The sequence below is a fragment of the Ectobacillus funiculus genome (assembly GCF_004138295.1).
Taxonomy (GTDB): domain Bacteria; phylum Bacillota; class Bacilli; order Bacillales; family Bacillaceae_G; genus Ectobacillus; species Ectobacillus funiculus.
Map to the genome: position 1 here is coordinate 54812 of NZ_SCFM01000014.1, position 22675 is coordinate 77486.

26 protein-coding genes are annotated in these 22675 nt (G+C 43.1%); 25 read left to right on the top strand and 1 reads right to left on the bottom strand.

What is annotated here, in order from left to right:
• The first annotated feature begins 19 nt into the window (after positions 1-19).
• The 15 genes from aroC (at position 20) to EP737_RS11650 (ending at position 13489) form a co-directional block, all read left to right on the top strand.
• Positions 20-1192, top strand: coding sequence for a chorismate synthase (gene aroC, locus EP737_RS11580; RefSeq protein WP_129728137.1), 1173 nt, complete (start codon positions 20-22; stop codon positions 1190-1192).
• Positions 1192-2283, top strand: a complete 1092-nt coding sequence (gene aroB, locus EP737_RS11585; RefSeq protein ID WP_129728138.1) for a 3-dehydroquinate synthase — start codon at positions 1192-1194, stop codon at positions 2281-2283. The genes aroC and aroB overlap by 1 nt, the downstream gene beginning before the upstream one ends.
• Positions 2277-2642, top strand: coding sequence for a chorismate mutase (aroH, locus tag EP737_RS11590; RefSeq protein WP_129728231.1), 366 nt, complete (start codon positions 2277-2279; stop codon positions 2640-2642). The genes aroB and aroH overlap by 7 nt, the downstream gene beginning before the upstream one ends.
• Positions 2643-2665: 23 nt before the next feature.
• On the top strand, positions 2666-3772 hold the full coding sequence (gene hisC, locus EP737_RS11595) for a histidinol-phosphate transaminase (protein ID WP_129728139.1): 1107 nt from the start codon (positions 2666-2668) through the stop codon (positions 3770-3772).
• The gene (locus EP737_RS11600; protein WP_129728140.1) at positions 3769-4869 is read left to right on the top strand and encodes a prephenate dehydrogenase; all 1101 of its coding nucleotides are present in this window, start codon (positions 3769-3771) and stop codon (positions 4867-4869) included. Before hisC ends, EP737_RS11600 begins: the two co-directional genes overlap by 4 nt.
• An 11-nt stretch (positions 4870-4880) precedes the next feature.
• Complete coding sequence (gene aroA / locus EP737_RS11605) at positions 4881-6164, top strand: 3-phosphoshikimate 1-carboxyvinyltransferase (protein WP_246040233.1); 1284 nt, start codon at positions 4881-4883, stop codon at positions 6162-6164.
• 253 nt (positions 6165-6417) lie between these two features.
• Complete coding sequence (locus tag EP737_RS11610) at positions 6418-7680, top strand: tetratricopeptide repeat protein (RefSeq protein WP_129728141.1); 1263 nt, start codon at positions 6418-6420, stop codon at positions 7678-7680.
• Between the two features lie 77 nt (positions 7681-7757).
• Entirely contained in the window at positions 7758-8294 is a 537-nt protein-coding gene (locus tag EP737_RS11615) for a ReoY family proteolytic degradation factor (protein WP_129728142.1), read from the top strand.
• A 140-nt stretch (positions 8295-8434) separates the two neighbouring features.
• Entirely contained in the window at positions 8435-8887 is a 453-nt protein-coding gene (locus tag EP737_RS11620) for a YpiF family protein (protein WP_129728143.1), read from the top strand.
• 142 nt (positions 8888-9029) lie between these two features.
• Entirely contained in the window at positions 9030-9542 is a 513-nt protein-coding gene (locus EP737_RS11625; protein ID WP_129728144.1) for a QcrA and Rieske domain-containing protein, read from the top strand.
• Positions 9543-10217 (top strand): menaquinol-cytochrome c reductase cytochrome b subunit, encoded by a 675-nt coding sequence (qcrB, locus tag EP737_RS11630; protein WP_129728145.1) that lies wholly within the window; start codon positions 9543-9545, stop codon positions 10215-10217.
• 42 nt (positions 10218-10259) lie between these two features.
• Positions 10260-11027: a menaquinol-cytochrome c reductase cytochrome b/c subunit gene (locus tag EP737_RS11635; protein ID WP_129728146.1), complete on the top strand. Its 768-nt coding sequence runs from the start codon at positions 10260-10262 to the stop codon at positions 11025-11027.
• Between the two features lie 209 nt (positions 11028-11236).
• Positions 11237-11827 carry a lipoprotein heptaprenylglyceryl N-acetyltransferase LhaT gene (lhaT, locus tag EP737_RS11640; protein WP_129728147.1) on the top strand — a complete coding sequence of 197 codons (591 nt, stop codon included), beginning with the start codon at positions 11237-11239 and terminating at the stop codon, positions 11825-11827.
• A 74-nt stretch (positions 11828-11901) separates the two neighbouring features.
• A complete protein-coding gene (gene ypjB / locus EP737_RS11645) occupies positions 11902-12684 on the top strand; it encodes a sporulation protein YpjB (RefSeq protein WP_129728148.1) in 783 nt (260 codons plus the stop codon).
• A 124-nt stretch (positions 12685-12808) separates the two neighbouring features.
• Positions 12809-13489: a zinc metallopeptidase gene (locus EP737_RS11650; RefSeq protein WP_129728149.1), complete on the top strand. Its 681-nt coding sequence runs from the start codon at positions 12809-12811 to the stop codon at positions 13487-13489.
• Positions 13490-13617: 128 nt separating this feature from the next.
• Here the strand turns inward: EP737_RS11650 and EP737_RS11655 are convergent, their stop codons facing one another.
• Positions 13618-14499, bottom strand: a complete 882-nt coding sequence (locus tag EP737_RS11655; RefSeq protein ID WP_129728150.1) for a YitT family protein — start codon at positions 14497-14499, stop codon at positions 13618-13620.
• Positions 14500-14642: 143 nt separating this feature from the next.
• Between EP737_RS11655 and EP737_RS11660 the strand changes: the two genes are divergently transcribed.
• From EP737_RS11660 to panD, 10 genes are all read left to right on the top strand, one after another.
• Positions 14643-14987, top strand: coding sequence for a nucleotide pyrophosphohydrolase (locus tag EP737_RS11660; RefSeq protein ID WP_129728151.1), 345 nt, complete (start codon positions 14643-14645; stop codon positions 14985-14987).
• The gene (gene dapB, locus EP737_RS11665) at positions 14984-15784 is read left to right on the top strand and encodes a 4-hydroxy-tetrahydrodipicolinate reductase (RefSeq protein ID WP_129728152.1); all 801 of its coding nucleotides are present in this window, start codon (positions 14984-14986) and stop codon (positions 15782-15784) included. The genes EP737_RS11660 and dapB overlap by 4 nt, the downstream gene beginning before the upstream one ends.
• Positions 15785-15821: 37 nt before the next feature.
• Positions 15822-16217 (top strand): methylglyoxal synthase, encoded by a 396-nt coding sequence (mgsA, locus tag EP737_RS11670; RefSeq protein WP_129728153.1) that lies wholly within the window; start codon positions 15822-15824, stop codon positions 16215-16217.
• Between the two features lie 12 nt (positions 16218-16229).
• Positions 16230-16934, top strand: a complete 705-nt coding sequence (gene bshB1 / locus EP737_RS11675; protein WP_129728154.1) for a bacillithiol biosynthesis deacetylase BshB1 — start codon at positions 16230-16232, stop codon at positions 16932-16934.
• Positions 16931-18076 (top strand): N-acetyl-alpha-D-glucosaminyl L-malate synthase BshA, encoded by a 1146-nt coding sequence (gene bshA / locus EP737_RS11680; protein WP_129728155.1) that lies wholly within the window; start codon positions 16931-16933, stop codon positions 18074-18076. Before bshB1 ends, bshA begins: the two co-directional genes overlap by 4 nt.
• Positions 18063-19250, top strand: coding sequence for a CCA tRNA nucleotidyltransferase (locus EP737_RS11685; protein ID WP_129728156.1), 1188 nt, complete (start codon positions 18063-18065; stop codon positions 19248-19250). Before bshA ends, EP737_RS11685 begins: the two co-directional genes overlap by 14 nt.
• Positions 19235-20212, top strand: coding sequence for a biotin--[acetyl-CoA-carboxylase] ligase (locus EP737_RS11690; RefSeq protein WP_129728157.1), 978 nt, complete (start codon positions 19235-19237; stop codon positions 20210-20212). The genes EP737_RS11685 and EP737_RS11690 overlap by 16 nt, the downstream gene beginning before the upstream one ends.
• A 219-nt stretch (positions 20213-20431) precedes the next feature.
• Complete coding sequence (gene panB / locus EP737_RS11695) at positions 20432-21277, top strand: 3-methyl-2-oxobutanoate hydroxymethyltransferase (RefSeq protein WP_129728158.1); 846 nt, start codon at positions 20432-20434, stop codon at positions 21275-21277.
• On the top strand, positions 21268-22116 hold the full coding sequence (gene panC / locus EP737_RS11700) for a pantoate--beta-alanine ligase (protein WP_129728159.1): 849 nt from the start codon (positions 21268-21270) through the stop codon (positions 22114-22116). The genes panB and panC overlap by 10 nt, the downstream gene beginning before the upstream one ends.
• 12 nt (positions 22117-22128) lie before the next feature.
• Positions 22129-22512, top strand: a complete 384-nt coding sequence (panD, locus tag EP737_RS11705) for an aspartate 1-decarboxylase (protein WP_129728160.1) — start codon at positions 22129-22131, stop codon at positions 22510-22512.
• Positions 22513-22675: the final 163 nt, after the last annotated feature.

Below are 22675 nucleotides of genomic sequence, written 5' to 3' on the forward strand. Positions count from 1 at the left end.
TGCATAAGGAGGTATCGCCATGCGCTACTTAACAGCGGGAGAATCACATGGACCGCAACTAACAACAATAATAGAAGGCGTGCCAGCCGGATTGCCACTACTGGCTGAACAAATCAATGAGGAATTAGCAAGAAGACAAAAAGGACACGGTCGCGGAAGAAGGATGCAAATCGAAAAGGATGAAGCACAAATCTTAAGCGGTGTGCGCCACGGCGTGACGCTTGGTTCACCGATTGCACTTGCGGTAGAAAACCGTGACTTCAAGCATTGGACAAAGATTATGGGGGCAGCTCCATTAGATCAAGAAGAGGATAGTGAAATCAAACGCAAAATTACAAGACCTCGTCCGGGGCATGCGGATTTAAATGGTGCTATCAAATACGGTCATCGTGATATGAGAAATGTTCTTGAACGTTCTTCAGCACGTGAAACGACGGTACGTGTTGCAGCTGGTGCTGTAGCAAAACGTATTTTGGAGGAGCTTGGGGTAAAGGTTGCAGGACATGTTCTTGAAATCGGCGGTGTCAAAGCTGAAAAGACTGCTTATACATCGATTGATGAGCTGAAAGAAGTTACAGAAGCGTCACCTGTACGCTGCTTAGACGAAGAAGCAGCAGTGAAGATGATGCAGGCAATTGATGATGCGAAGAAAAACGGAGATTCTATTGGCGGTATTGTAGAGGTAGTTGTAGAAGGTATGCCAGTGGGTGTTGGTAGCTATGTGCAATACGACCGCAAGCTGGACGCGAAGCTAGCGGCGGCAGTCATGAGCATTAATGCTTTTAAAGGCGTAGAAATCGGCATTGGTTTTGAAGCGGCGCACAAACCTGGAAGTGTTGTACATGATGAGATTACATGGGATGAGCAAGCTGGTTTTTCACGGAAAACAAATAATGCAGGTGGATTAGAGGGCGGAATGACAACTGGTATGCCAATCGTTGTGCGCGGTGTGATGAAGCCGATTCCGACATTGTACAAGCCACTGCAAAGCATAGATATTGACACGAAAGAGGCATTCCAAGCGAGCATTGAGCGCTCTGACAGCTGTGCCGTTCCGGCAGCTAGTGTGGTTGCAGAAGCAGTTGTTGCTTGGGAGCTTGCGTGCGCTTTAGTGCAGCAATTTGGTCAAGACCGTATTGACTTGCTGAAGGAAAATATTGAAAAGCATAAACGATATGCGAGGGAGTTTTAATGAAGAGCGTACATATTGCAACGAAATCGAAGCAATATCCGCTGTATTTAGGACAAAACACCTTGACAAAGCTTGAGGAAACAGTAGCGGCTATGAAGCCGGCTGTTTCCTCTGTGCTTATCATCTCAGACGAGGCGGTTGCTTCTCGTTACTTAGACGATGTTACAAATGCCATTCATTCTGACTTGTCAGTATATTCATTTGTCGTTCCTAGCGGGGAAAAGGAAAAATCTTTTGAGAACTATTACAAAGCTCAAACGCGCGCCCTTGAAATCGGGCTAGACCGACATTCCCTTGTGATTGCACTTGGCGGGGGGATGATTGGTGATTTAGCTGGGTTTGTTGCTGCAACATTTATGCGCGGCATCCGATTTATACAGATTCCGACAACTTTGCTCGCTCATGATAGTGCGGTTGGCGGGAAAGTAGCTGTCAATCATCCCCTTGGGAAAAATATGATTGGAGCGTTTCATCAGCCAGAAGCTGTTTTGTACAATATTTCATTTCTCGATTCGCTTCCGGTACAGGAATGGCGTTCTGGATTTGCTGAAATGCTAAAACATGCGCTTATTTGGGATGCGGAGCTGTATGCTTGGCTGCGCAACGAGGTTCGCACGTTAGAGGATTTACGCGGTGATAAGCTGATTTATGCATTAGAGAAAGCAATCGGAGTAAAGGCTGCGGTCGTTTCTCAAGATGAGACCGAAAAGGGTATCCGAGCGTATTTAAATTTTGGTCATACGCTTGGGCACGCGATTGAAGCTGAGTTAGGATACGGAACAGTGACACATGGGGACGCTGTAGCAATTGGGATGCTATACGCAATTTTATTGAGTGAACGTGTATACCATAAGGATTTGCAATATAAGTCATTTGTACAAACGTTCCGCGCTTACGGCTTTCCTAAGCTTCCGGCCGGTCTATCGGCAGATCGCCTGATTGAATTGATGAAGAAGGATAAAAAAGCAAATAGCGGTGTAATCCGCATGGTGCTGATGAAGGAAATTGGTGAAGTAGAAGTTGTGCCGGTGTCAGATGAACTCATTGCATCGACACTTGAGGAGTTTATGAATAGGGAGTGGTCATTGTGATGCGTGCAATCCGCGGCGCGACAACGGTTGAGCATAATGAAGCAGATATCATTTTGGAGGCGACCGAGCAGCTATTTAAAGAAATAATTGAGAAAAACAACCTTTCTCCTACCGATGTTGTGTCTGTACTTATTTCTGCCACTGCGGATATAAATGCGTGCTTTCCGGCAGCTGCCCTTCGCAGAATAGATGGATGTATGTATGTGCCTGTGACGTGTATGCAGGAAATGGATGTAGTTGGAGCGCTTCAACAATGTATTCGTATTATGGTGACAGCAGAAACGACGCTAACACAGCAAGAGATTATACACGTATATAAAGAGAAGGCTGTTCAGCTGCGTCCCGATTTACAAAATTGATTGACTGAAGTGAGGGAATTTTTATGAACGTAAAACAACAGCTATTATCGTTAAAAGCTTATTCGCCTGGAAGAACGATTGAAGAAGTAAAAAAGCAATATGGATTGGAAAAAATCATCAAACTTGCATCAAATGAGAATCCTTTCGGCTGCTCTCCGAAGGTTGCGGAGGCATTAGCAGCTCTTTCCTCACAGTTTGCATTGTATCCGGATGGTGCTGCAACAGTATTACGCCAAAAGGTTGCAGAGCATGTTGGAGCTGAGCAAAATCAACTGTTGTTTGGAAGTGGATTGGATGAAGTAATCCAAATTATTAGCCGAGCACTCTTAGATGAAACAACAAATGTTGTTATGGCATCACCGACGTTTTCACAATATCGCCACCATGCGGTGATTGAAAATGCGCAAATTCGTGAGGTGCCATTGCGAGATGGTGTTCATGATTTGGAAGCTATGCTTGGACAAGTAGATGAAAATACAAGAATCGTTTGGATCTGTAACCCGAACAATCCAACGGGAACATATGTGAATGAGGCAGAGATTGTTTCCTTCCTAGAGCGCGTACCAAAAACAGCGCTTGTTATTATGGACGAGGCGTACTATGAATATGCAACGGCGGCGGATTATCCGAATACATTGGCGCTTCTTCCTCGCTACGAAAACTTAATGGTACTGCGCACATTCTCGAAAGCTTATGGTATTGCGGCACTTCGTATGGGGTATGCGGTCGGTCATGCAGATCTTATTCAGAAAATTGAAGTGACAAGATTGCCATTTAATACATCAACAGTTGCACAAGCGGCAGCTATTGCAGCATTAGACGACAAGGAGTTTTTAGAATATTGTGTGAAAGTAAATGAAGAAGGTCGTCAACAATATTACGAGTTTTGCAAAGCGCATGACATCCCGTATTACCCATCTCAAGGAAACTTTGTGTTTATGGAGATCGGTAAGACAGGTGATGATGTGTTCCAGTATTTGATGCAAAAAGGCTTCATTGTTCGTTCTGGTGCGGGTCTAGGACTTGGAAGAGGTGTTCGTGTAACTGTTGGGAAACGGGAGGATAACGAGCAATTAACGCAGTTGTTGCTTTCATTCTTAAACAGCAGCCGTGAGGAGACACGTTCGTGAAACAGCGCGTTTTGCTTGTCGGTGTTGGGCTCATCGGTGGTTCGGTAGCACTTGCTATCAAACAGGAGCACGATGTAACCATTATCGGACAAGATGTTAATGCGGAGCACTGTAAGCTTGCCCAATCATTAAATATTATTGATGAAATCACAGATCAGTTTATGGAGGAGGCCGAGCGGGCAGATTTAATTCTGCTCGCTGCTCCTGTGCAGGAAACGGAAAAGCTTCTTACGCAGCTAGAACAATGTTCCTTAAAGGAAAATGTGATTATTACTGATGTAGGAAGTACAAAGGAAAGAATTATGGAGCGCGCACGCGTGCTGCATGAGAAAGGCATTACCTTTATCGGTGGCCATCCAATGGCTGGTTCCCATAAAACCGGTGCTGGCAGTGCAAAGGCTCATCTATTCGAAAATGCTTTTTATATTCTCACTCCGTTTGCAGATACGAAGAATGAGAAGGTTGAGCAGTTGAAGGAATGGCTCAAAGGGACAAAAGCACGATTTTTAACGATGGATGCGATGCAGCATGATAGGTTGACAGGGATTGTAAGTCATTTTCCTCATGTCATTGCGGCAAGTCTTGTACGCCAGGTTAAGCAGCATGCTGACAGGGATGACCTTGTAAATGGGCTTGCAGCAGGCGGATTTCGTGATATTACGCGTATCGCGTCCAGCAGTCCGTTTATGTGGCGTGATATTATCAAACACAACAAGGAAAATATTCTCTCGTTCCTCGATGAATGGATGGAGGAAATGCGGGAGGTACGCAGCATGGTAGAGCAAGGAAATGGGGAACAGTTATACGATTATTTCCGCGGCGCCAAGCAGTTTCGGGATACACTTCCGATTCGGTCAAAGGGTGCCATTCCATCCTTTTACGATTTATATGTAGATATCCTTGATCGTACAGGTGTTGTCTCGCATATTACAACCTTGCTCGCTATTAAAAATATCAGCATTACGAATATTCGAATTCTTGAAACGCGTGAGGACGTATACGGCGTACTGCGGCTTAGCTTCCAAACGGAAGAGGACAGGGCGAATGCGAAGCTTTGTCTCGAGCAGCACGGATACGGAACCTATACGACGATGTAGGGGTGACAACGATGACAAAATTGATGAAAGCAACGCAAGGCTTACGCGGAACGTTGCAGGTACCGGGAGATAAGTCTATTTCTCACCGAGCTGTCATGTTCGGAGCAATTGCAAAAGGGAAAACAACAATTAATGGATTTTTGCCAGGTGAAGATTGCCTAAGCACGATTTCATGCTTTCAAAAACTTGGCGTAACGGTTGAACAAAATGGTGACTATGTTGAAGTATACGGAAATGGAATTGACGGCTTACAGGAGCCAAAGGAAGTATTGGATGTCGGCAATTCTGGCACGACGATTCGCTTAATGATGGGTATTTTGTCGAACACGCCGTTTCATTCTTGCTTAGTGGGAGATAGCTCTATCGCCAAACGTCCAATGAAACGCGTAACAGAGCCCCTAAAGCAGATGGGCGCACAGATTGATGGGAGAGAAGGCGGTCAATTTACGCCAATCAGCCTTCGCGGCGGGCAAGTGAAGGGAATGCATTACGATTCTCCTGTTGCAAGTGCGCAGGTAAAATCAGCTGTGCTTTTAGCTGGTTTAAAAGGAGAAGGCGTGACTTCTGTAACAGAGCCACTGCAATCACGTGATCATACAGAGCGAATGCTGCGTGCTTTTGGATGCAGCGTACAAACAGATGGACGCACTGTTTCCTTACAGGGACAGCAAGAACTGAAGGCAGTTCATATTGAGGTACCTGGCGATATTTCCTCAGCGGCGTTTTTCCTAGTAGCAGGTGCGATTGTGCCAGACAGCAAAATTACGTTGAAAAAGGTTGGACTCAATCCAACAAGAACAGGTATTTTAGATGTGCTAAAGGCAATGGGTGCAGCTATTACCATTGAAAATATCCAAAATGAAGAGTTTGAGCCATTCGGTGATGTAACAATCGAGACTTCTCAATTACAAGGAACAGAAATAGGTGGGGATGTAATTCCTCGTTTAATCGATGAAATTCCAATTCTTGCATTAGCAGCAACTCAAGCACAAGGAGTAACAGTTATTAAGGATGCGGCGGAATTAAAAGTAAAGGAAACAAACCGCATTGATACGGTTGTACATGAATTGCGCAAAATGGGTGCAAACGTGGAAGCAACAGAAGACGGCATGATCGTATACGGAAAATCCAGTCTTTCTGGCGCTGAGGTAAATAGCCATGGAGACCATCGGATTGGTATGATGCTTGCAGTGGCGGCATGCTTGGCTGATGGAGAAACGGTTATTGAAAACAGTGAAGCGGCAGCTGTGTCCTATCCGAATTTCTTTGAACAGTTGAAAGAATTGCAACAGTAAGAATCTCCCTTTGGGGGATTCTTTTTTTCACTGTCGGAAAGTATAAATTTCCAGCCAGAAGCCAATTCGACGTAATCGGAAATGTTAGGAATACAGTATAAGTGCAGCTACGCCTCTGTGGAACATTTACAGTGTGATAAAGAGGTTGTACGACCGTTACTTAAGGGGGGAGAGGTTCTATAGTTGCCCTATTCTTCTCAATTGTTTATCATAATAAAAATGGCAGTATTACGGAAAAGGAGTACTATATACGATGAATAAATTGAGTCAAGCTATTGATTACATAGAACAAGGGGAAATTGAGGAAGGTTTAAAGCTCCTTAATGCTTGCGTTCAAGAAGGTACGGATGAAGAAAAATATAATATCGCTCGCTATTATCATACATTAGGTTTTGTTGAACAAGCGTTAAAAGTGACTGAGGAACTGCGCATGCGCTATGAAACCGAGAGTGAGCTTACGCTGTTTTTGGCTGAGCTATATACTGATTTGGACAGGGAGGATGAAGCCATTGAAGTGCTCGGTGAGGTTACGGAAGATGATGATTTATACGTACAGGCATTATTGACGCTTGCTGATTTATACCAAATGCAAGGATTGGAGGAAGTTGCAGAGCAGAAGTTGTTAATGGCACGCCGCTTGATGCCTGATGAATCTGTCATTGCGTTTGGATTAGGAGAACTGTATAGCGGACGCGGCAGTTATGCAGAGGCTGTTCCTTATTACAGAGAGGTACTTGCTGAGCATGACGATATAGCGGGGGTCAATATTTCACTTCGTTTAGCAGAATGTTTAAGTGCGCTTGGACAGTGGGAAGAAGCTGTTCTTTATTATGAATCAGGTTTGCAGGAGCAGCGAGATATTCATTCATTGTTTGGTTATGCGTTTACACTCTATCAGGCTGCTTTGTATGAAAGAGCAATTGCGGCTTTCTTAGAGGTGAAACAAGAGGATCCGGAATATGCATCGCTTTATTTATACTTGGCGGAGTGTTATGACAAAGAGGGATTGTTTCAGGAAAGCTATGACACGTTAAGAGAGGGATTGAAAACAGATGAATACTCTGCCGATTTGCATGTTCAAGTGGCAGAGGCGGCAGCAAAACTTAGTAGAATGGATGAAGCACAGCTAGAGCTTGAGCAAGCTATTGCAATAGATCCGTCTCATCTGCGAGCAGCGTTACAACTCATACATCTATTTAAGCAGCAAGAAAAGTATGAAGAGGTGATTGAGATAGCAGCAGATGCAATAAAATATGGAGAAGATGATCCGCAACTCATATGGGAGACGGCATACGCAAAAAAACAGCTTGAGTTGTATTCAGATGCATTAAACCATTATCGCGATGCATATACTTCTTTTAAGGATGATTCTTCCTTTTTGGAAGAGTACGGTTACTTTTTGCTGGAGGAAGGGCTGCGAAAAGAAGCAAAAGACGTGTTTCAGCGTTTGCTGCAACTAGACCCGACACAAGTCCAAATTGAGGAACTGCTATATAATTTAGAGGATTTACAGTAATTTAGGAAGGAAACTTGGTCGCGTTTCTTGAATGTAAAGGGTAAAGAAAAAGAAAGACAGAGGAGGGACGGCGCGCGATGAATACCCCTGTTTCTGTGAATGAAAAGAAAGATTTCGTCAAATGGTTTTTAGGCAATTACCAGCTTAAACAGCGAGAGTGTGTATGGATTTTAAACTATTTGATGAGCCATGACCAGCTCATGAGAAAGGTGCATTTCGTAGAGCATGCGAAATACTGTCCACGTGGGCTAGTAATGTCTACAAGCTGTGTAAAAGAGGCTCCATTTCATTTCTATAAACAAAATGTTATGACAACGGATGCAGAAAAGTCCTTTCATGACATTCGGCTAAATCGGGACGAGGACATATATATTCAACTCAATTTTAAAAGTTCGTTTCAAAATGCAAACTACGTTGCAGTATTGGAAGAAAACCCATACGTCCCAAAAAGCATGGAAGTGAATGAGAAGGATCGCCTTTTAGCAGAACGATTTTTAGAGGAGAGCGTGTTCAAGTTTCAACGCGACAGACTAATGACTTTAATTGATGAGGCGCTTGATGAGCAAAATGAAGCTGCTTTTTTGCAGCTGACAGAGCAGTTAAAGAGAATATAATGAAATTGATAGCATTGTCTTGGTATAGTCAAGATTATGATGAGTGAAAAAGAAAAACCCTTATTTAAGGGTTTTTCTTTTTTTTTCCTGTAGTTCTATGATTTAATAGAAGAAAGAGGAAATTTGAAGGGGGAGTGCATATGAATTGGACCGTTAAGGATATACAGCTGTACGAACAGGCGAAGGAATATGTTGATACGGCCATTATTCCGCTTATTCCGCTTTCTTTCGGAAGCAATATGCAAAACACTGTGCAAAAAGGGGAGTTTATCTCTATTTTTGCTGAGGCGCTAGAACGGGAATATCGAGGACGGCTCCTTTTATTTCCGCCATTTACCTATCTGATTGGACAAAAGGAAGAAGAGAGCCGCCTGCAAAAATGGACTGATTTCGTTACACAAAATGGAATGCGTCACATTGTGTACATAACGAGTGATTACGAGTGGAAGCAAGCTTCCTTAGAGGGCAATTTGTTTTGGCTGCCGGCAATGTCACTTGAGCAGCTTGATGACAAAGCGAAGCGCGAAGTTATGGGGTCACAAATTCGCGAAATCATGGCTATTTTGACTGAAAAATGGGAAAATACAGAATAAATTGATTGTTTATATCATTATGAGTAGTCTGATATTGACCAATGAGAGTGCTTATTATATCATGATAGTGTCTTAGTTTTTTTTCCCATTTTTTCTTGTATTATCCTAATGGGTATAACTTTTGATAGAGGGGGGAACTTTCATGAGCGAGAAAGAACATAGGGTTTCAAGACGCCAATTTCTTAACTACACGCTAACAGGTGTAGGCGGATTTATGGCAGCCGGTATTATTATGCCGATGGCGCGTTTTGCACTTGATCCGATTTTAGAGAAGGAAGCAGGAACCGAGAAGGTAGCTGTTGCGCAGGTCAAGGATATTACAACAGAACCGAAGCGTTTTGACTACAAAGTGAAGCAAGTGGATGGCTGGCACAAATCTGATGAGCCGAAGTCAGCTTGGGTATTTAAAAATGAAAGCGGCGACATCATAGCACTTTCTCCCATTTGTAAGCATTTAGGTTGTACGGTGAACTGGAACGCAAACAAGGATCATCCCAATCAATTTTATTGTCCTTGTCATGGGGGGCGGTATGAAAAAGACGGCACGAATATTCCTGGGACGCCGCCGCTTGCACCGCTGGATGTGTATGAATCACAGATAAAGGATGGCACACTGTATCTTGGTAAAGCGAAGCCGCGGGGAGGTGCGAAATAAATGTTAAATAAGATTTATGATTGGGTAGATGAGCGTCTTGAAATCACACCGTTATGGCGCGATATTGCAGACCATGAGGTTCCTGAGCATGTAAATCCAGCGCACCATTTTTCTGCTTTTGTATACTGCTTTGGCGGACTTACCTTTTTTGTTACAGTGATTCAAATTCTTTCCGGTATGTTTTTGACGATGTATTATGTACCGGATATTAAAAACGCTTGGGAGTCTGTGTATTATCTTCAAAACGAGGTAGCATATGGACAAATTGTGCGCGGTATGCATCACTGGGGAGCGAGTCTTGTTATCGTAATGATGTTTTTGCACACCCTTCGCGTATTTTTTACGGGTTCGTATAAGAAGCCTCGTGAATTGAACTGGATTATTGGTGTTTTAATTTTTGGTGTTATGATGGGACTAGGTTTCACAGGTTATCTCCTGCCTTGGGATATGAAGGCATTATTTGCAACAAAAGTAGGTTTGCAAATTGCAGAGCAAACACCGCTGATCGGAAAGCAAATCAAAACACTGCTCGCAGGGCACTCTGAAATTGTTGGTGCTCAGACTTTAACTCGCTTCTTTGCTATTCATGTCTTCTTCTTGCCAGGCGCACTACTGGGTCTTATGGCCGCACACTTCTTAATTATTCGTAAACAAGGTATTTCCGGTCCTCTATAAAAGATTGTTAGATTATAGGAACCGTATTAAAGGAGGGAGATTATGCATCGGGGCAAAGGGATGAAGTTTGTCGGAGATTCACGCGTACATGCTGTCCGGCATTCCAATATTCCGAAGGATTATTCGGAATATCCAGGAAAAACAGAAGCATTTTGGCCGAACTTCCTATTGAAGGAATGGATGGTTGGAGCTGTATTTTTGATTGGATATTTAAGCTTGACGGTTGCTCACCCGTCACCGCTAGAACGTATTGCGGATCCAACAGATACAGGCTACATACCGCTTCCAGACTGGTACTTCTTATTTTTATATCAAATGTTGAAATATTCATATGCGTCAGGTCCATACACAACTATTGGGGCATTTATTATGCCGGGAATTGCAGCTGGTGGATTACTTTTAGCGCCATTTATCGATCGTGGGCCGGAGCGAAGACCTATTAAGCGTCCATTTGCAACGGGATTTATGCTCCTTGCACTTGCTTCTATTATTTTCTTAACATGGGAGTCAGTTGTAAATCATGATTGGGAAGCTGCAAAAAAACAAGGTGCGATTGTGAAAACAGTGGCTGTTGATAAAGAGGCAGAAGGCTATCAGCTGATGCAGAAAAATACGTGCTTAACCTGTCACGGTGATAATTTGCAAGGTGGAGCGGCAGCACCGACACTGCAAAATCTGTCATTAACACCAGAAGAAATTGCTAAGATTGCTAGAAACGGTAGAGGCGCGATGCCAAAAGGAGTATTTAAGGGGACGGATGAGGAACTGAAAAAAGTCACTGAGTATATTACTCAATACAATAAAAAATAGTGGGGAGGCCGGCTGCGCATTGTAGTCGGCTTTTCTACTTTACACTTTAAGAATAATTTTCCAGCCAGAAGGTCCATTCGACGTAGCCAGAAAACTTAAGAATAGAGTGTAAGTACAACTCTGCCTGATGGCGGGCTTTCTTTATGATAGAAAAATTTAGTATTATGATAACTATATGGATTTGGACGAAAGTTGAGGGGGAACATGTCATGTATTTGTATCATATATTGCGTAGTCGATCTTTTTTAATCCTGCTTCTCATTGTAAATTTACTTGGGACCGCATATGGGTATGTATGGTATGGTTACCAGTTGGTAGAAACTGAGCCGAGATTTCTTCTTTTTGTACCAGACAGCCCTACCGCTAGTTTATTTTTTTCATTTGTTTTGCTTGCCTTTTTATTTAAAGTGAATTGGGGGATGATGGAGGCTTTCGCAATTGTAACACTGTTGAAATATGGAACATGGGCTGTTGGTATGAATATTTTGTTGCTCTTGATGGAGGGAACTTTGGATTGGACAGGATACATGCTCATGATTTCACACGCCGCAATGGCGATACAAGGGATATTATATGCTCCTTTTTATCGAATGAAGCGTTGGCATCTTGCTGCAGCATCTATTTGGACGCTTCATGATGTCGTCATTGATTATGTGTACAAGCAAATGCCTAGGTACGGCATATTAGACCAGTATTATCAGCCTATCGGATATTTTACATTTTGGCTGAGTATATGCTGCATTGGCGCCGCCTATTTCTTCTGTTTGCGGGAGAAGCGTTTAGAGTTACTGTTGCAGTAAGGGAGGTATCATTTTTGGCATTTTCTTGTCCACCCCTTCATACATTGTAACTAGAAGGTGTAGGGGGGACAAGAATGAAAAAAATCATTGCCTTTCTAATAGCAGTTTTTCTCTTAGTCGCACCGACTCGCATTTACGCAGCTGATTGGAGCGAATTAAATCGGTTGCTTGACGAGTCATTGCAACTTGTGAAGCAGGAGGAATATACGAAAGCAGAACGAATTTTGACATATTTCTCAACCGAGTTTGCGGATTTAAATAAAAAAGAGGATTTTTCGGCGGAGCACACTCGGGTCATCTCCATCGCTTACGATAAAGCGGTGCAAGCTATGCGGGAAGAAACGATGAGTCAGAAGGAAAAGGAAGATGATGTGACAGCGCTTCGACTTGTGGTCGATGCGGAATCTTCGCAATTTCAGCCTCTTTGGCTCAGTCGTGAAAATACAATCATGAGTGCGTTTTCGCAGATGGAAACAGCGGTACAAAAGCAGGATGATGAGCAATTCCAAAGAACACTTAATACATTTTTATACGAATTTGATATTATCTATCCAAGCTTAGTGGTAGATCTACCTAAGGAAGAAATTGAGCGTTTGAACGCACATCTGTCTTACTTGGATGAGTTTCGCAACGTAATGGCGAAAAATGAGAGCGGACAAAAGCAAATGCAGGTGATTCGTCAGGACTTAGAAACAGTATTTCAAAGCCCGAACAAGGATGAAGCAACTCCTTCTTTAATTTGGGTTATGATCTCCACAGGTAGTATTATTATTTTTACATTAACTTATGTTGCTTGGAGAAAATATAAAGGTGAACAAGAAAAGCGAAAAAATCGCATGAAGTCTAAGAACCGATAATATCTTCTAGGTTTTCGTTGACAAGGAAATAACGGCAAAATAAAATGAAAATTATACCACTGGATAATTTTCATTCCTTGCTTGTCTAGTTAGTAAAGAAGCGCTTCAAAATTGGAGGATAATAATGCTTTACGTAATCTATTTCATCATCATTTTGCTTATCCCATTGTATGCACAAATGAAAGTTCGCAGTGCTTATAGCAAATATTCACAAGTGTACTCAACATCTGGAATGACGGGTGCACAGGTTGCTAGAAGGGTACTGGATGCGAACGGATTATACGATGTAGCGGTTGAGGAAACGCCAGGACAGCTATCAGACCATTATGACCCGCGCACGAAAACAGTTCGCTTGTCTACGAATAACTATTACGGCCAGTCAGTTGCCGGAACTGCAGTAGCAGCTCATGAGGTCGGTCATGCAATTCAGGACGCGAAAAATTATAACTTTATGCGTGTCCGTCATGCACTGGTGCCAGTTGCTAACTTTGGCTCTAATATGTCTTGGATTTTTGTTATGATTGGCATGTTTGCAGGCCTTTCCAAGATGCTTCTTCTTGGAATTGTTCTTATGGCAGCTGGGGTGTTATTTCAGGTTGTTACGCTGCCTGTTGAATTTGACGCATCAAGCCGGGCGATGAAGCAAATTTCTTCTCTTGGTATTGTGTCGCACAGTGAAGAAGTGCAGGCACGTAAGGTATTGAATGCAGCAGCCCTTACATACGTAGCGGCAGCGGCTGTTGCTGTTTTTGAATTGCTGCGGTTGCTTCTTATTTATACAGGTATGCAGCGGAGCGATGATTAGACAAAAAAGCTATCGAGGACTCGATAGCTTTTTTGTTTCGATTTGCCTAAGGATTAGAATGTGCTTTGTTCATTGTGTAGTTGCAGCATGTATGCAGCAACCAAATCTGCGAATCCTTTTTCTCACCGTCAATTATGAAGAGGATTTTTATTTTCATCAAGTGTAAATCCTTCCCCAATGACATCATGGACATCATTGACAGCAACGAAGGCATGTGGGTCAATAGATGTGATAATGCTTTTTAGTTTGATGAGTTCGTTTCTTGCTACTACACAGTATAATACGTGTCGCTCCTTCTTTGTATATGTCCCCATTCCGTGTAAAAATGTAGCGCCACGATCCATTTTTGAGAGGATTTTCTCTGCAATTTCCGCATTTTTCTCCGAAATGATTGTCGCTCCTTTTGCAGCGTAAGCACCTTCTTGCATAAAATCAATTACTCGTGCACCGACAAATACCGCGACAAGCGTGTACATCCCTTGCTGATAGGAGAGATATGTAATAATTGAGACGAAAATTACAACTGCATCGAATAAAAACATAGTTTTCCCCATGCTCCAACCGATGTATTTATGTGCGAGTCGTGCGATAATATCAACACCGCCTGTTGTACCGCCGTAACGAAAAATAATCCCAAGTCCCACCCCGATAAACAGGCCTGCAAACAGTGCGGCCAATGTCATATCCTTTTGTAGATTTAAGTGGAGATTAAATAAGCCGTATCGTTGAAAGACCCAAAGGAAGGCAGAAACGCTAAATGTTCCAATTAGTGTATACAGAAAGGTTGTGCGACCAAGGAGCCTCCAGCCAACGAAAAAAAGCGGGATATTTAGAAGTAAATTCGTATAAGAGGGATCCCAGTGAAACAAAAAGTACAGCAGTAGTGTAATCCCTGTAAATCCGCCCTCCGCCAAATGATTTTCGATGTTAATATTGACGATACCAAATGAAAAGATGGCAGATCCAATGACAATAAAAATAATATTGCTGATCCTCAGACCGAAGTTCATGCTAATCCCCCTGTTCCATTGTGCAATATCATATTATAATTTATCTGTTTATTAGTGGGAAATTATGTACAAGTGAAAAGAAATTTGTCAAATGCCATAGAATTGGCTAACATGAAAAGAGGAAGAAAATTGAGGTGAATGGAATGGGACATAAAACGATACATAAGATGCAGCAAGAAGTCGATGAATATATTAGTCAATTTAAAGAGGGCTATTTCAGTCCGCTTGCGATGATGGCGAGATTAACAGAAGAGATGGGTGAATTAGCGAGAGAAATCAATCATTATTATGGGGAAAAGCCAAAAAAATCGACAGAAAAAGAACGAACCGTCGAAGAAGAGCTAGGAGATGTACTTTTTGTTATGATTTGTATGGCAAACAGCTTGAACATTGACCTCGAAACAGCCCATAATGTAGTGATGGATAAATTTCAAACGCGTGACAAAAACCGTTGGACACGCAAGGAAGAGGGAGAGACACAACAATGAACACAATTCGTATTGCAGTAGCTGGTCCAAGAGGAAGAATGGGGGTAGAGGCGCTTCGTCTCATTGAACGAACTCCGCACTTTCAGCTTGTTGCGGCTGTAGACCGTACAAATGGTGGAAAACTGATTTCTGATATCGATGGACTTCCGTCTTTGGCAGCGCCAATTTATGAAGATTTAAATGTATGTTTATCAGAGGTACAGGTGGATGTGCTGCTTGATTTAACGACACCGGAAATTGGGAAAAACCATGTGTATATTGCCTTAGAACACGGTGTACGTTCGGTTATTGGAACAACGGGTTTCACAGAGCAAGAACTCCGTGATCTCGAGGCAGCCGCGAAAGAGAAAGGTGTAGGAACGATTATTGCTCCGAACTTTGCAATTGGCGCCATTTTGATGATGAAGTTTGCACAAATGGCAGCAAAATATTTTCAAGACGTTGAAATCATTGAGCTTCATCATGATCAAAAGCTTGATGCTCCATCAGGAACTGCGGTGAAAACAGTGGACTTAATCCGTTCAGTTCGTGAACCAAAAAAGCAGGGGCATCCGAATGAATCAGAGCAGCTGCAAGGTGCGAGGGGTGCAGAGGTAGACGGCATTCATATTCACAGCGTCCGCTTGCCGGGATTAATCGCCCATCAGGAAGTACTATTTGGCGGCGATGGTCAAATGCTTACAGTTCGTCACGATTCGTTTAACCGCGTTTCCTTCATGTCCGGTGTTCAACTTGCTGTTGAAACGGTTATGAAGGTAGATGGACTTGTGTATGGATTAGAAAATATTGTAGATTAAAAAAGAAACTACATACAATATTAAAGGGGAGACGGAGATGAAAATTGCTTTAATTGCTCACGATAAGAAAAAACAAGATATGGTTGCGTTTACGTACGCATATAAACCAATATTGGAGCAGCATGAACTATTTGCGACAGGGACGACAGGGCTTCGGATTATGGAGGCGACAGAAATGGCGGTTACACGTTTTCAGTCTGGTCCGTTAGGCGGTGACCAAGAGATTGGTGCGATGATCGCAAAAAATGATATGGATATGGTCATTTTTTTCCGCGATCCACTTACAGCGCAGCCGCATGAGCCGGATGTCAATGCATTGCTTCGATTATGCGATGTATATTCGATTCCACTTGCTACAAATATGGCGAGTGCTGAATTATTGATGCATGCTTTAGAACGGGGAGATCTAGATTATCGAGCATTAAGAAAATGAGGGAAGTACAGCATGAGTGATTTACATATATTAGCTTTTGGCGCACATGCGGATGATGTAGAGATCGGGATGGCTGGCACAATTGCCAAGTATGCGCGATTGGGATATAAAGTGGGGATTTGCGATTTAACAGAAGCTGAGCTGTCCTCTAATGGCACCGTAGAAGGAAGAAGATACGAAGCGGAGGAGGCGGCCCATATATTAGGGGCCGTTCAACGCATCAATCTGCATATGCCGGATAGGGGATTGTACATGCAGGGGGAACGCATTTGGAAATTGGTAGAAGTGATTCGCTTGTATAAGCCTCAGCTTGTGTTTGCTCCATATTGGGAGGACCGTCATCCTGATCATACAAATTGCGCTCATCTTGTAGAGGAAGCAGTGTTTTCGGCGGGCATCCGCAAATATATGCCGGAACGTGACGCACACCGCGTACAAGCGTTGCATTATTACATGATTAATGGATTTCATCAACCGTCTTTTTGTGTAGATATCAGCGAAGAGATGGACAAAAAAATTCGTTCTTTACAAGCATACAAAAGTCAATTTGTAAAAGGGGAGAACGGTGTTAGCACCCCGTTGACGGAAGGCTATATTGAAACGGTCGTTGCACGCGATACATTGTTTGGAAAAGAAGTGGGAACAAAGTATGCGGAGGGCTTTATAAGTAAAAAGCCGCTTCTCATCAGACATGGTTTACTGGGAGGGATAGAATGAAGCTGAAAATTGGGATTACATGTTATCCTTCCGTCGGCGGCTCAGGTGTTGTCGGGACGGAATTAGGGAAGCTGTTAGCAGAACGTGGACACGAAATTCATTTTATTACCTCAGGCATGCCATTTCGACTGAATCGTTTCTATCCGAACATTTACTTTCACGAGGTAGCGGTGAATCAATATTCTGTTTTTCAATACCCACCTTATGATTTGGCGCTTGCAAATAAAATGGCCGAGGTAGCAGAGCGGGAAAATCTTGACTTGCTTCATGTGCATTATGCAATTCCGCATGCTGTCTGTGCATATTTAGCAAAACAAATGACGGGTGATCATCTGAAAATTGTTACTACCCTGCACGGTACGGATATTACAATTCTTGGATATGATACATCTTTAAACAGTTTAATTCGGTTTGGTATCGAAAAATCGGATATCGTAACAGCTGTTTCGGATTCGCTTGCACAGGAAACCTATGATTTAATTAAGCCTAATAAGGAGATTGAAACAGTATACAACTTTGTGGATGAACGCGTATATCGCAAACGCGATATGTCTCATTTGCGCAATGAATATGGCATTGAGCCGGATGAAAAGGTTATCATCCACATTTCAAATTTCCGGAAGGTTAAGCGAGTGGAAGATGTTATTCAATCGTTTGCACTCATTCGAGAAAAAACACCTTCCAAGCTTCTGCTAGTAGGAGATGGACCAGAGCTGTGCGGGATGACAAAGCTGGTAAAGCAGCTCCAGCTAGAAGGAGATGTGTTATTTTTAGGAAAGCAGGATAATGTAGAGGAACTCTTGTCCATGAGTGATCTGCTGCTATTGCTTTCTGAAAAGGAGAGCTTTGGTTTGGTGCTGCTTGAGGCAATGTTTTGCGGTGTGCCTTGCATTGGCACGAATGTGGGCGGTATTCCTGAGGTGATTCGAGATGGGGAAACAGGATTTATCTGTGAGCTGGGAGATGTGCAAGATATTGCGGAAAAGGCCTTGCATGTTTTAACAAATCCAACATTACATACGGAGATGGTAACGCGTTCAATGGATATGGCAAAGGAGCGCTTCCGTTCGAGTCACATTGTTTCTCAATACGAAGATTTGTACTATAAACTGCTAGGGACTGAGCGAAATGCAACCGTTTAAACATGCGTCCGCTATTATAGAGAAGCTAGAGAAACACGGATTTGAAGCCTATTTTGTAGGCGGGAGCGTGCGTGACTTTATCATTGGAAAGCCAATTAGTGATGTGGATATCGCGACATCAGCGCTTCCTAATGAAGTGATGAGGATATTTCCTCATCATGTTCCAATTGGGCTGGAACATGGAACTGTGCTTGTTTTGTATGAAGGTATTTCATATGAAGTGACAACATTTCGAATGGAAGCGGAGTATGATGACTTTCGCAGACCGAGCCATGTCTCGTTTGTAAGGTCTCTTGAGGAAGATTTAAAGCGAAGGGATTTTACGATGAATGCGATTGCCATGACAGCGAACGGCGATATGATTGATTCATTTGGAGGACAGGAAGCAATACATCGCAAACAAATTCAAACTGTTGGAAATCCAGATGAACGTTTTAGGGAGGACGCGCTTCGCATGATGCGAGGTGTTCGCTTTGTAAGTACGCTTGGCTTTCATTTGTCGGATGAAACGAAGCAGGCTATACAAGAACATGCAGGACTGCTTGTACATATTGCAATTGAACGTATTGCTGTTGAGTTTGAAAAGTTGCTGCTGGGAGAGGGCGTTCGACAGGCACTTTTACTTCTGGTAGAAACAGACTTATATGCATATCTTCCTTATTTTGAGAAAAAGGGAGAACAAATCGCCAGTGCTGCTATGTATAATTGGGATGTCATTCAATCAAGCGAAGAGGCGTGGGCCTTGCTATTGCGTGCGGTGAAGCCTGAGAATGCGGATGCTTTGCTTAAGAACTGGAAGTTATCTAACAAAAAGGTTCACACGATTACGTCTATTCTCCATTGTTTAGTGCAGCGGGAGAAATCAGAGTGGAATGACATGCTGCTATATCAGAGCGGAGAAGAAATATCAATCATGACAGAGCGTGTTGTGTCTGCTCTGCAAGGAGAGCAGCCTAGTATCGAGCATGTGCACAGTCTATATAAAAAGCTGCCCATTCACAGTCGAAAGGATTTAGCAGTGACCGGTACAGATTTGCTGCAATGGACAGGCAAACAAGGAGGTCCGTGGCTTGCTGCTGCCCTTGGGCAACTAGAGCGTGAGGTTGTATGCGGCAGGCTTGCCAATTCAAAGGAAAGTGTGAAGGAGTGGCTGAAACAATGCAATCTTCTATAAGAAGACAATTGCTCGAAATTTTTTCTAAGTCAGATGGGGAATTCGTGTCCGGACAAATGATTAGTGATGAATTAGGTTGTTCTCGGACAGCTGTATGGAAGCATATGGAGGATCTTCGAAAGGAAGGCTATGAGCTTGAGGCAGTGCGGCGGCTTGGATATCGAATTGCTCGTAAGCCTGATAAAGTAACTGGAAATGAAATCCATCTCGGCTTACAAACGGATTATATTGGAAAAAATATTTATTTTGAAGAAACGGTGGAATCTACACAAAAGATTGCTGCCCGTCTCGTTTATGAAGGTGCTTCCGAGGGCACTGTTGTTGTAGCAGAAGAGCAAACATCGGGGCGCGGCCGTTTAAGCCGCACATGGCATTCTCCGAAGGGAACAGGCATTTGGATGAGTATTATTTTACGTCCTGATATTCCAGTGCAGAAAGCGCCTCAGCTTACGCTCTTGGCTGCTGTTGGCATTGCGCAGGCGATCGAGAAGTGCACAGGTCTTTCTGTGGGCATTAAGTGGCCAAATGATATTCTCATTAACGGTAAAAAAGCAGTCGGTATTTTAACGGAGCTGCAGGCAGATCCGGATAAGATTCATGCTGTCATTATCGGCATTGGCATAAATGTTAATCAGCAGCATGAACACTTAGCGGAAGATATCCGTCAGATTGCGACGTCTCTGCTTATTGAAACAGGACGGGAACAAAAACGTGCAGAATTAATGCAGGCGATTTTTTTGCAGCTAGAAAAGCTGTATAAGCAATATATGGCAGAAGGCTTTGGGATTATTAAGCTGCTCTGGGAGAGCTATGCGGTAAGCATTGGCAAGGAAATTACGGCTCGAACTATGACGAATGCCATTACCGGAATAGCAAAAGGGATTACGGAGGATGGCATATTAATGCTGGAAGACCGAGAAGGTGTTATCCATTATATTCATTCTGCTGATATTGAAATCTAGTACCGCAAAAGGAAGTTTGCTATAATGGTTACTGAACAAGGGCAGTATCGAAAGAACTGCACCATCATATCTAAGTAAGAAAAAAGGATTCTGCCTTGATCCGCAATATAGGACTAGGACAGAAGGATGAGAATAGCTGTCATATATCCTTCTTTCTGTATTGGAAAGAGGGTTTTTAGGATGGCCCTTTCCTTCTTCCTGCAAATGAGGAGGAGAATGATGAAAAGCTCTAAGGATTTTTTGCAAATGAAGCAGCATGATGAACCAATTGTAATGGTAACAGCATATGATTATCCGTCTGCCAAGCTGGCGGAGCAAGCTGGTGTGGACATGATTTTGGTTGGTGACTCGCTCGGTATGGTGGTGCTCGGGTACGATTCTACAATACCGGTTACAGTTGAAGATATGATCCATCATACAAAGGCGGTCCGTCGAGGTGCTGCCGAGACGTTTATTGTAACGGATATGCCATTTATGTCCTATCACGTTTCTAAAGAAGAGGCGATGAAAAATGCACGCCGCATTATGCAAGAAGGCGGGGCGCATGCAGTAAAGGTTGAGGGAGCAGATGAAGTGGTTGATATCATCGGTCTTCTTACACGCGCTGGTGTGCCTGTTGTTGCGCATCTTGGTTTAACGCCACAGTCAGTCGGTGTATTAGGCGGCTATAAAGTGCAGGGCAAGGATGCAGAAAGTGCCCGTAAGCTGCTGGAGGATGCGAAAAAGTGCGAACAAGCAGGGGCGATTGCGCTTGTATTAGAATGCGTGCCGAAGCAATTGGCAGCGCAAATATCTATGCAGTTGAACATTCCGACAATTGGTATCGGTGCAGGTAATGATACAGATGGCCAAGTTCTCGTTTACCATGATGTTATCACATATGGCGTAGGTCGCGTACCGAAGTTTGTAAAGCCGTTCGCATCTGTTCAGGATGAAATCGTGCGCGGGATTACGCAATATACGAAAGAGGTAAAAACAAGACAATTTCCAAGCGAAGAACAATCTTTCACAATGAAGGAAGAAGAATTGCTTGCACTGTACGGAGGAAGTATTTCATGCAAATAATTTCACATATTACACAAATGCAGCAACTCGTGTTAAAGCTGCGCGAGACAGGAAAAACAATTGGTTTTGTTCCCACAATGGGGTATTTACATGAGGGGCATGCAACGTTGCTTCAACAAGCAAGAGAAGAGAATGATATTGTCGTTTTAAGTGTATTTGTAAATCCCCTACAATTTGGTCCGAATGAGGACTTTGATCGATATCCGCGCAATATCGAACGCGATGAATGCGTGGCGAAGGAAGCAGGAGCTGACTATTTGTTTTATCCGAGTGTTACAGAGATGTATCCATCGAAACGGACAACAACAATTACGGTGACATCCCGCACTGATGTGCTATGTGGACAAAAGCGGCCTGGACATTTTGATGGTGTAGCAACGGTACTTCTAAAGCTGTTCAATATTGTCATGCCGCACCGAGCTTATTTCGGCTTGAAGGATGCCCAACAAGTGGCTGTTGTACAAGGGCTTGTTTCCGATTATAATATTCCGGTGACCATCGTTCCGGTTCACACGGTACGGGAAAATGATGGACTGGCAAAAAGTTCCCGTAACGTTTATTTGTCCGAAACAGAGCGTGCGCAAGCTCCGAGTCTATATCAAGCATTGCAGCTTGCACAGCAGGCAATTGCAAACGGTGAACGAAACCCTTCGATTGTCCGCTCTATTGTAGAAAAGCAGATTGTAACACATACAGATGGTGAAATTGATTATGTGAGTATATATTCGTATCCGGAACTTGAGGAGCTAGATGTGCTACAAGGAACCGTGATAGTAGCAATTGCAGTGAAGTTTTCGAAAGCAAGACTGATTGACAATCTTGTACTGACAGTAGAATAAGGGGGAGCAGCTATGTATCGCATGATGATGAGAGCGAAATTGCACCGTGCAACTGTAACGGAAGCGAATTTAAACTACGTAGGAAGCATCACGATTGATGAAGATTTAATGGATGCGGTCGGTGTTGTAGAAAACGAAAAGGTACAAATTGTAAACAATAATAATGGTGCACGTTTTGAGACGTATATTATTAAGGGAGAACGCGGCAGCGGTGTGGTTTGTTTAAATGGTGCAGCGGCGCGTCTTGTTCAGCCTGGAGATAAGGTTATTATTATTTGTTACGGATTTGTATCAGAGGAGCAGATACACGAACATAAGCCGAAAATTGCTGTTCTAGATGAACAGAATCAGATTGTGGAAATGCTTGGGCAGGAACCAGCTGCAACGATTAAATAAAAAAGCAGGTCCGATGCCTCTAGCAGGAGAGAAATATTTTGCCTCATTGGGTGAAAAAGGCTTTTCACACTGTGGGAGTTAAACAGCGTTTGAAATTTTATACATTTCGATTTTGTACGAAGAGAAAAGTCCCCAACAACTGGGGATTTTTCTTTTGGTTCCA

Bases quoted from the DNA above. Each gene is read 5' to 3' on its own strand.
- EP737_RS11610 (WP_129728141.1), top strand. From the start codon at position 6,418: ATGAATAAATTGAGTCAAGCTATTGATTACATAGAACAAGGGGAAATT.
- qcrB (WP_129728145.1), top strand. From the start codon at position 9,543: ATGTTAAATAAGATTTATGATTGGGTAGATGAGCGTCTTGAAATCACA.
- hisC (WP_129728139.1), top strand. From the start codon at position 2,666: ATGAACGTAAAACAACAGCTATTATCGTTAAAAGCTTATTCGCCTGGA.
- EP737_RS11655 (WP_129728150.1), bottom strand. From the start codon at position 14,499: ATGAACTTCGGTCTGAGGATCAGCAATATTATTTTTATTGTCATTGGA.
- EP737_RS11650 (WP_129728149.1), top strand. From the start codon at position 12,809: ATGCTTTACGTAATCTATTTCATCATCATTTTGCTTATCCCATTGTAT.
- mgsA (WP_129728153.1), top strand. From the start codon at position 15,822: ATGAAAATTGCTTTAATTGCTCACGATAAGAAAAAACAAGATATGGTT.
- EP737_RS11635 (WP_129728146.1), top strand. From the start codon at position 10,260: ATGCATCGGGGCAAAGGGATGAAGTTTGTCGGAGATTCACGCGTACAT.
- aroB (WP_129728138.1), top strand. From the start codon at position 1,192: ATGAAGAGCGTACATATTGCAACGAAATCGAAGCAATATCCGCTGTAT.
- EP737_RS11685 (WP_129728156.1), top strand. From the start codon at position 18,063: ATGCAACCGTTTAAACATGCGTCCGCTATTATAGAGAAGCTAGAGAAA.
- ypjB (WP_129728148.1), top strand. From the start codon at position 11,902: ATGAAAAAAATCATTGCCTTTCTAATAGCAGTTTTTCTCTTAGTCGCA.
- EP737_RS11660 (WP_129728151.1), top strand. From the start codon at position 14,643: ATGGGACATAAAACGATACATAAGATGCAGCAAGAAGTCGATGAATAT.
- aroA (WP_246040233.1), top strand. From the start codon at position 4,881: ATGACAAAATTGATGAAAGCAACGCAAGGCTTACGCGGAACGTTGCAG.
- EP737_RS11620 (WP_129728143.1), top strand. From the start codon at position 8,435: ATGAATTGGACCGTTAAGGATATACAGCTGTACGAACAGGCGAAGGAA.
- EP737_RS11625 (WP_129728144.1), top strand. From the start codon at position 9,030: ATGAGCGAGAAAGAACATAGGGTTTCAAGACGCCAATTTCTTAACTAC.
- dapB (WP_129728152.1), top strand. From the start codon at position 14,984: ATGAACACAATTCGTATTGCAGTAGCTGGTCCAAGAGGAAGAATGGGG.
- EP737_RS11690 (WP_129728157.1), top strand. From the start codon at position 19,235: ATGCAATCTTCTATAAGAAGACAATTGCTCGAAATTTTTTCTAAGTCA.
- aroC (WP_129728137.1), top strand. From the start codon at position 20: ATGCGCTACTTAACAGCGGGAGAATCACATGGACCGCAACTAACAACA.
- bshB1 (WP_129728154.1), top strand. From the start codon at position 16,230: ATGAGTGATTTACATATATTAGCTTTTGGCGCACATGCGGATGATGTA.
- EP737_RS11615 (WP_129728142.1), top strand. From the start codon at position 7,758: ATGAATACCCCTGTTTCTGTGAATGAAAAGAAAGATTTCGTCAAATGG.
- panD (WP_129728160.1), top strand. From the start codon at position 22,129: ATGTATCGCATGATGATGAGAGCGAAATTGCACCGTGCAACTGTAACG.
- panB (WP_129728158.1), top strand. From the start codon at position 20,432: ATGAAAAGCTCTAAGGATTTTTTGCAAATGAAGCAGCATGATGAACCA.
- lhaT (WP_129728147.1), top strand. From the start codon at position 11,237: ATGTATTTGTATCATATATTGCGTAGTCGATCTTTTTTAATCCTGCTT.
- panC (WP_129728159.1), top strand. From the start codon at position 21,268: ATGCAAATAATTTCACATATTACACAAATGCAGCAACTCGTGTTAAAG.
- bshA (WP_129728155.1), top strand. From the start codon at position 16,931: ATGAAGCTGAAAATTGGGATTACATGTTATCCTTCCGTCGGCGGCTCA.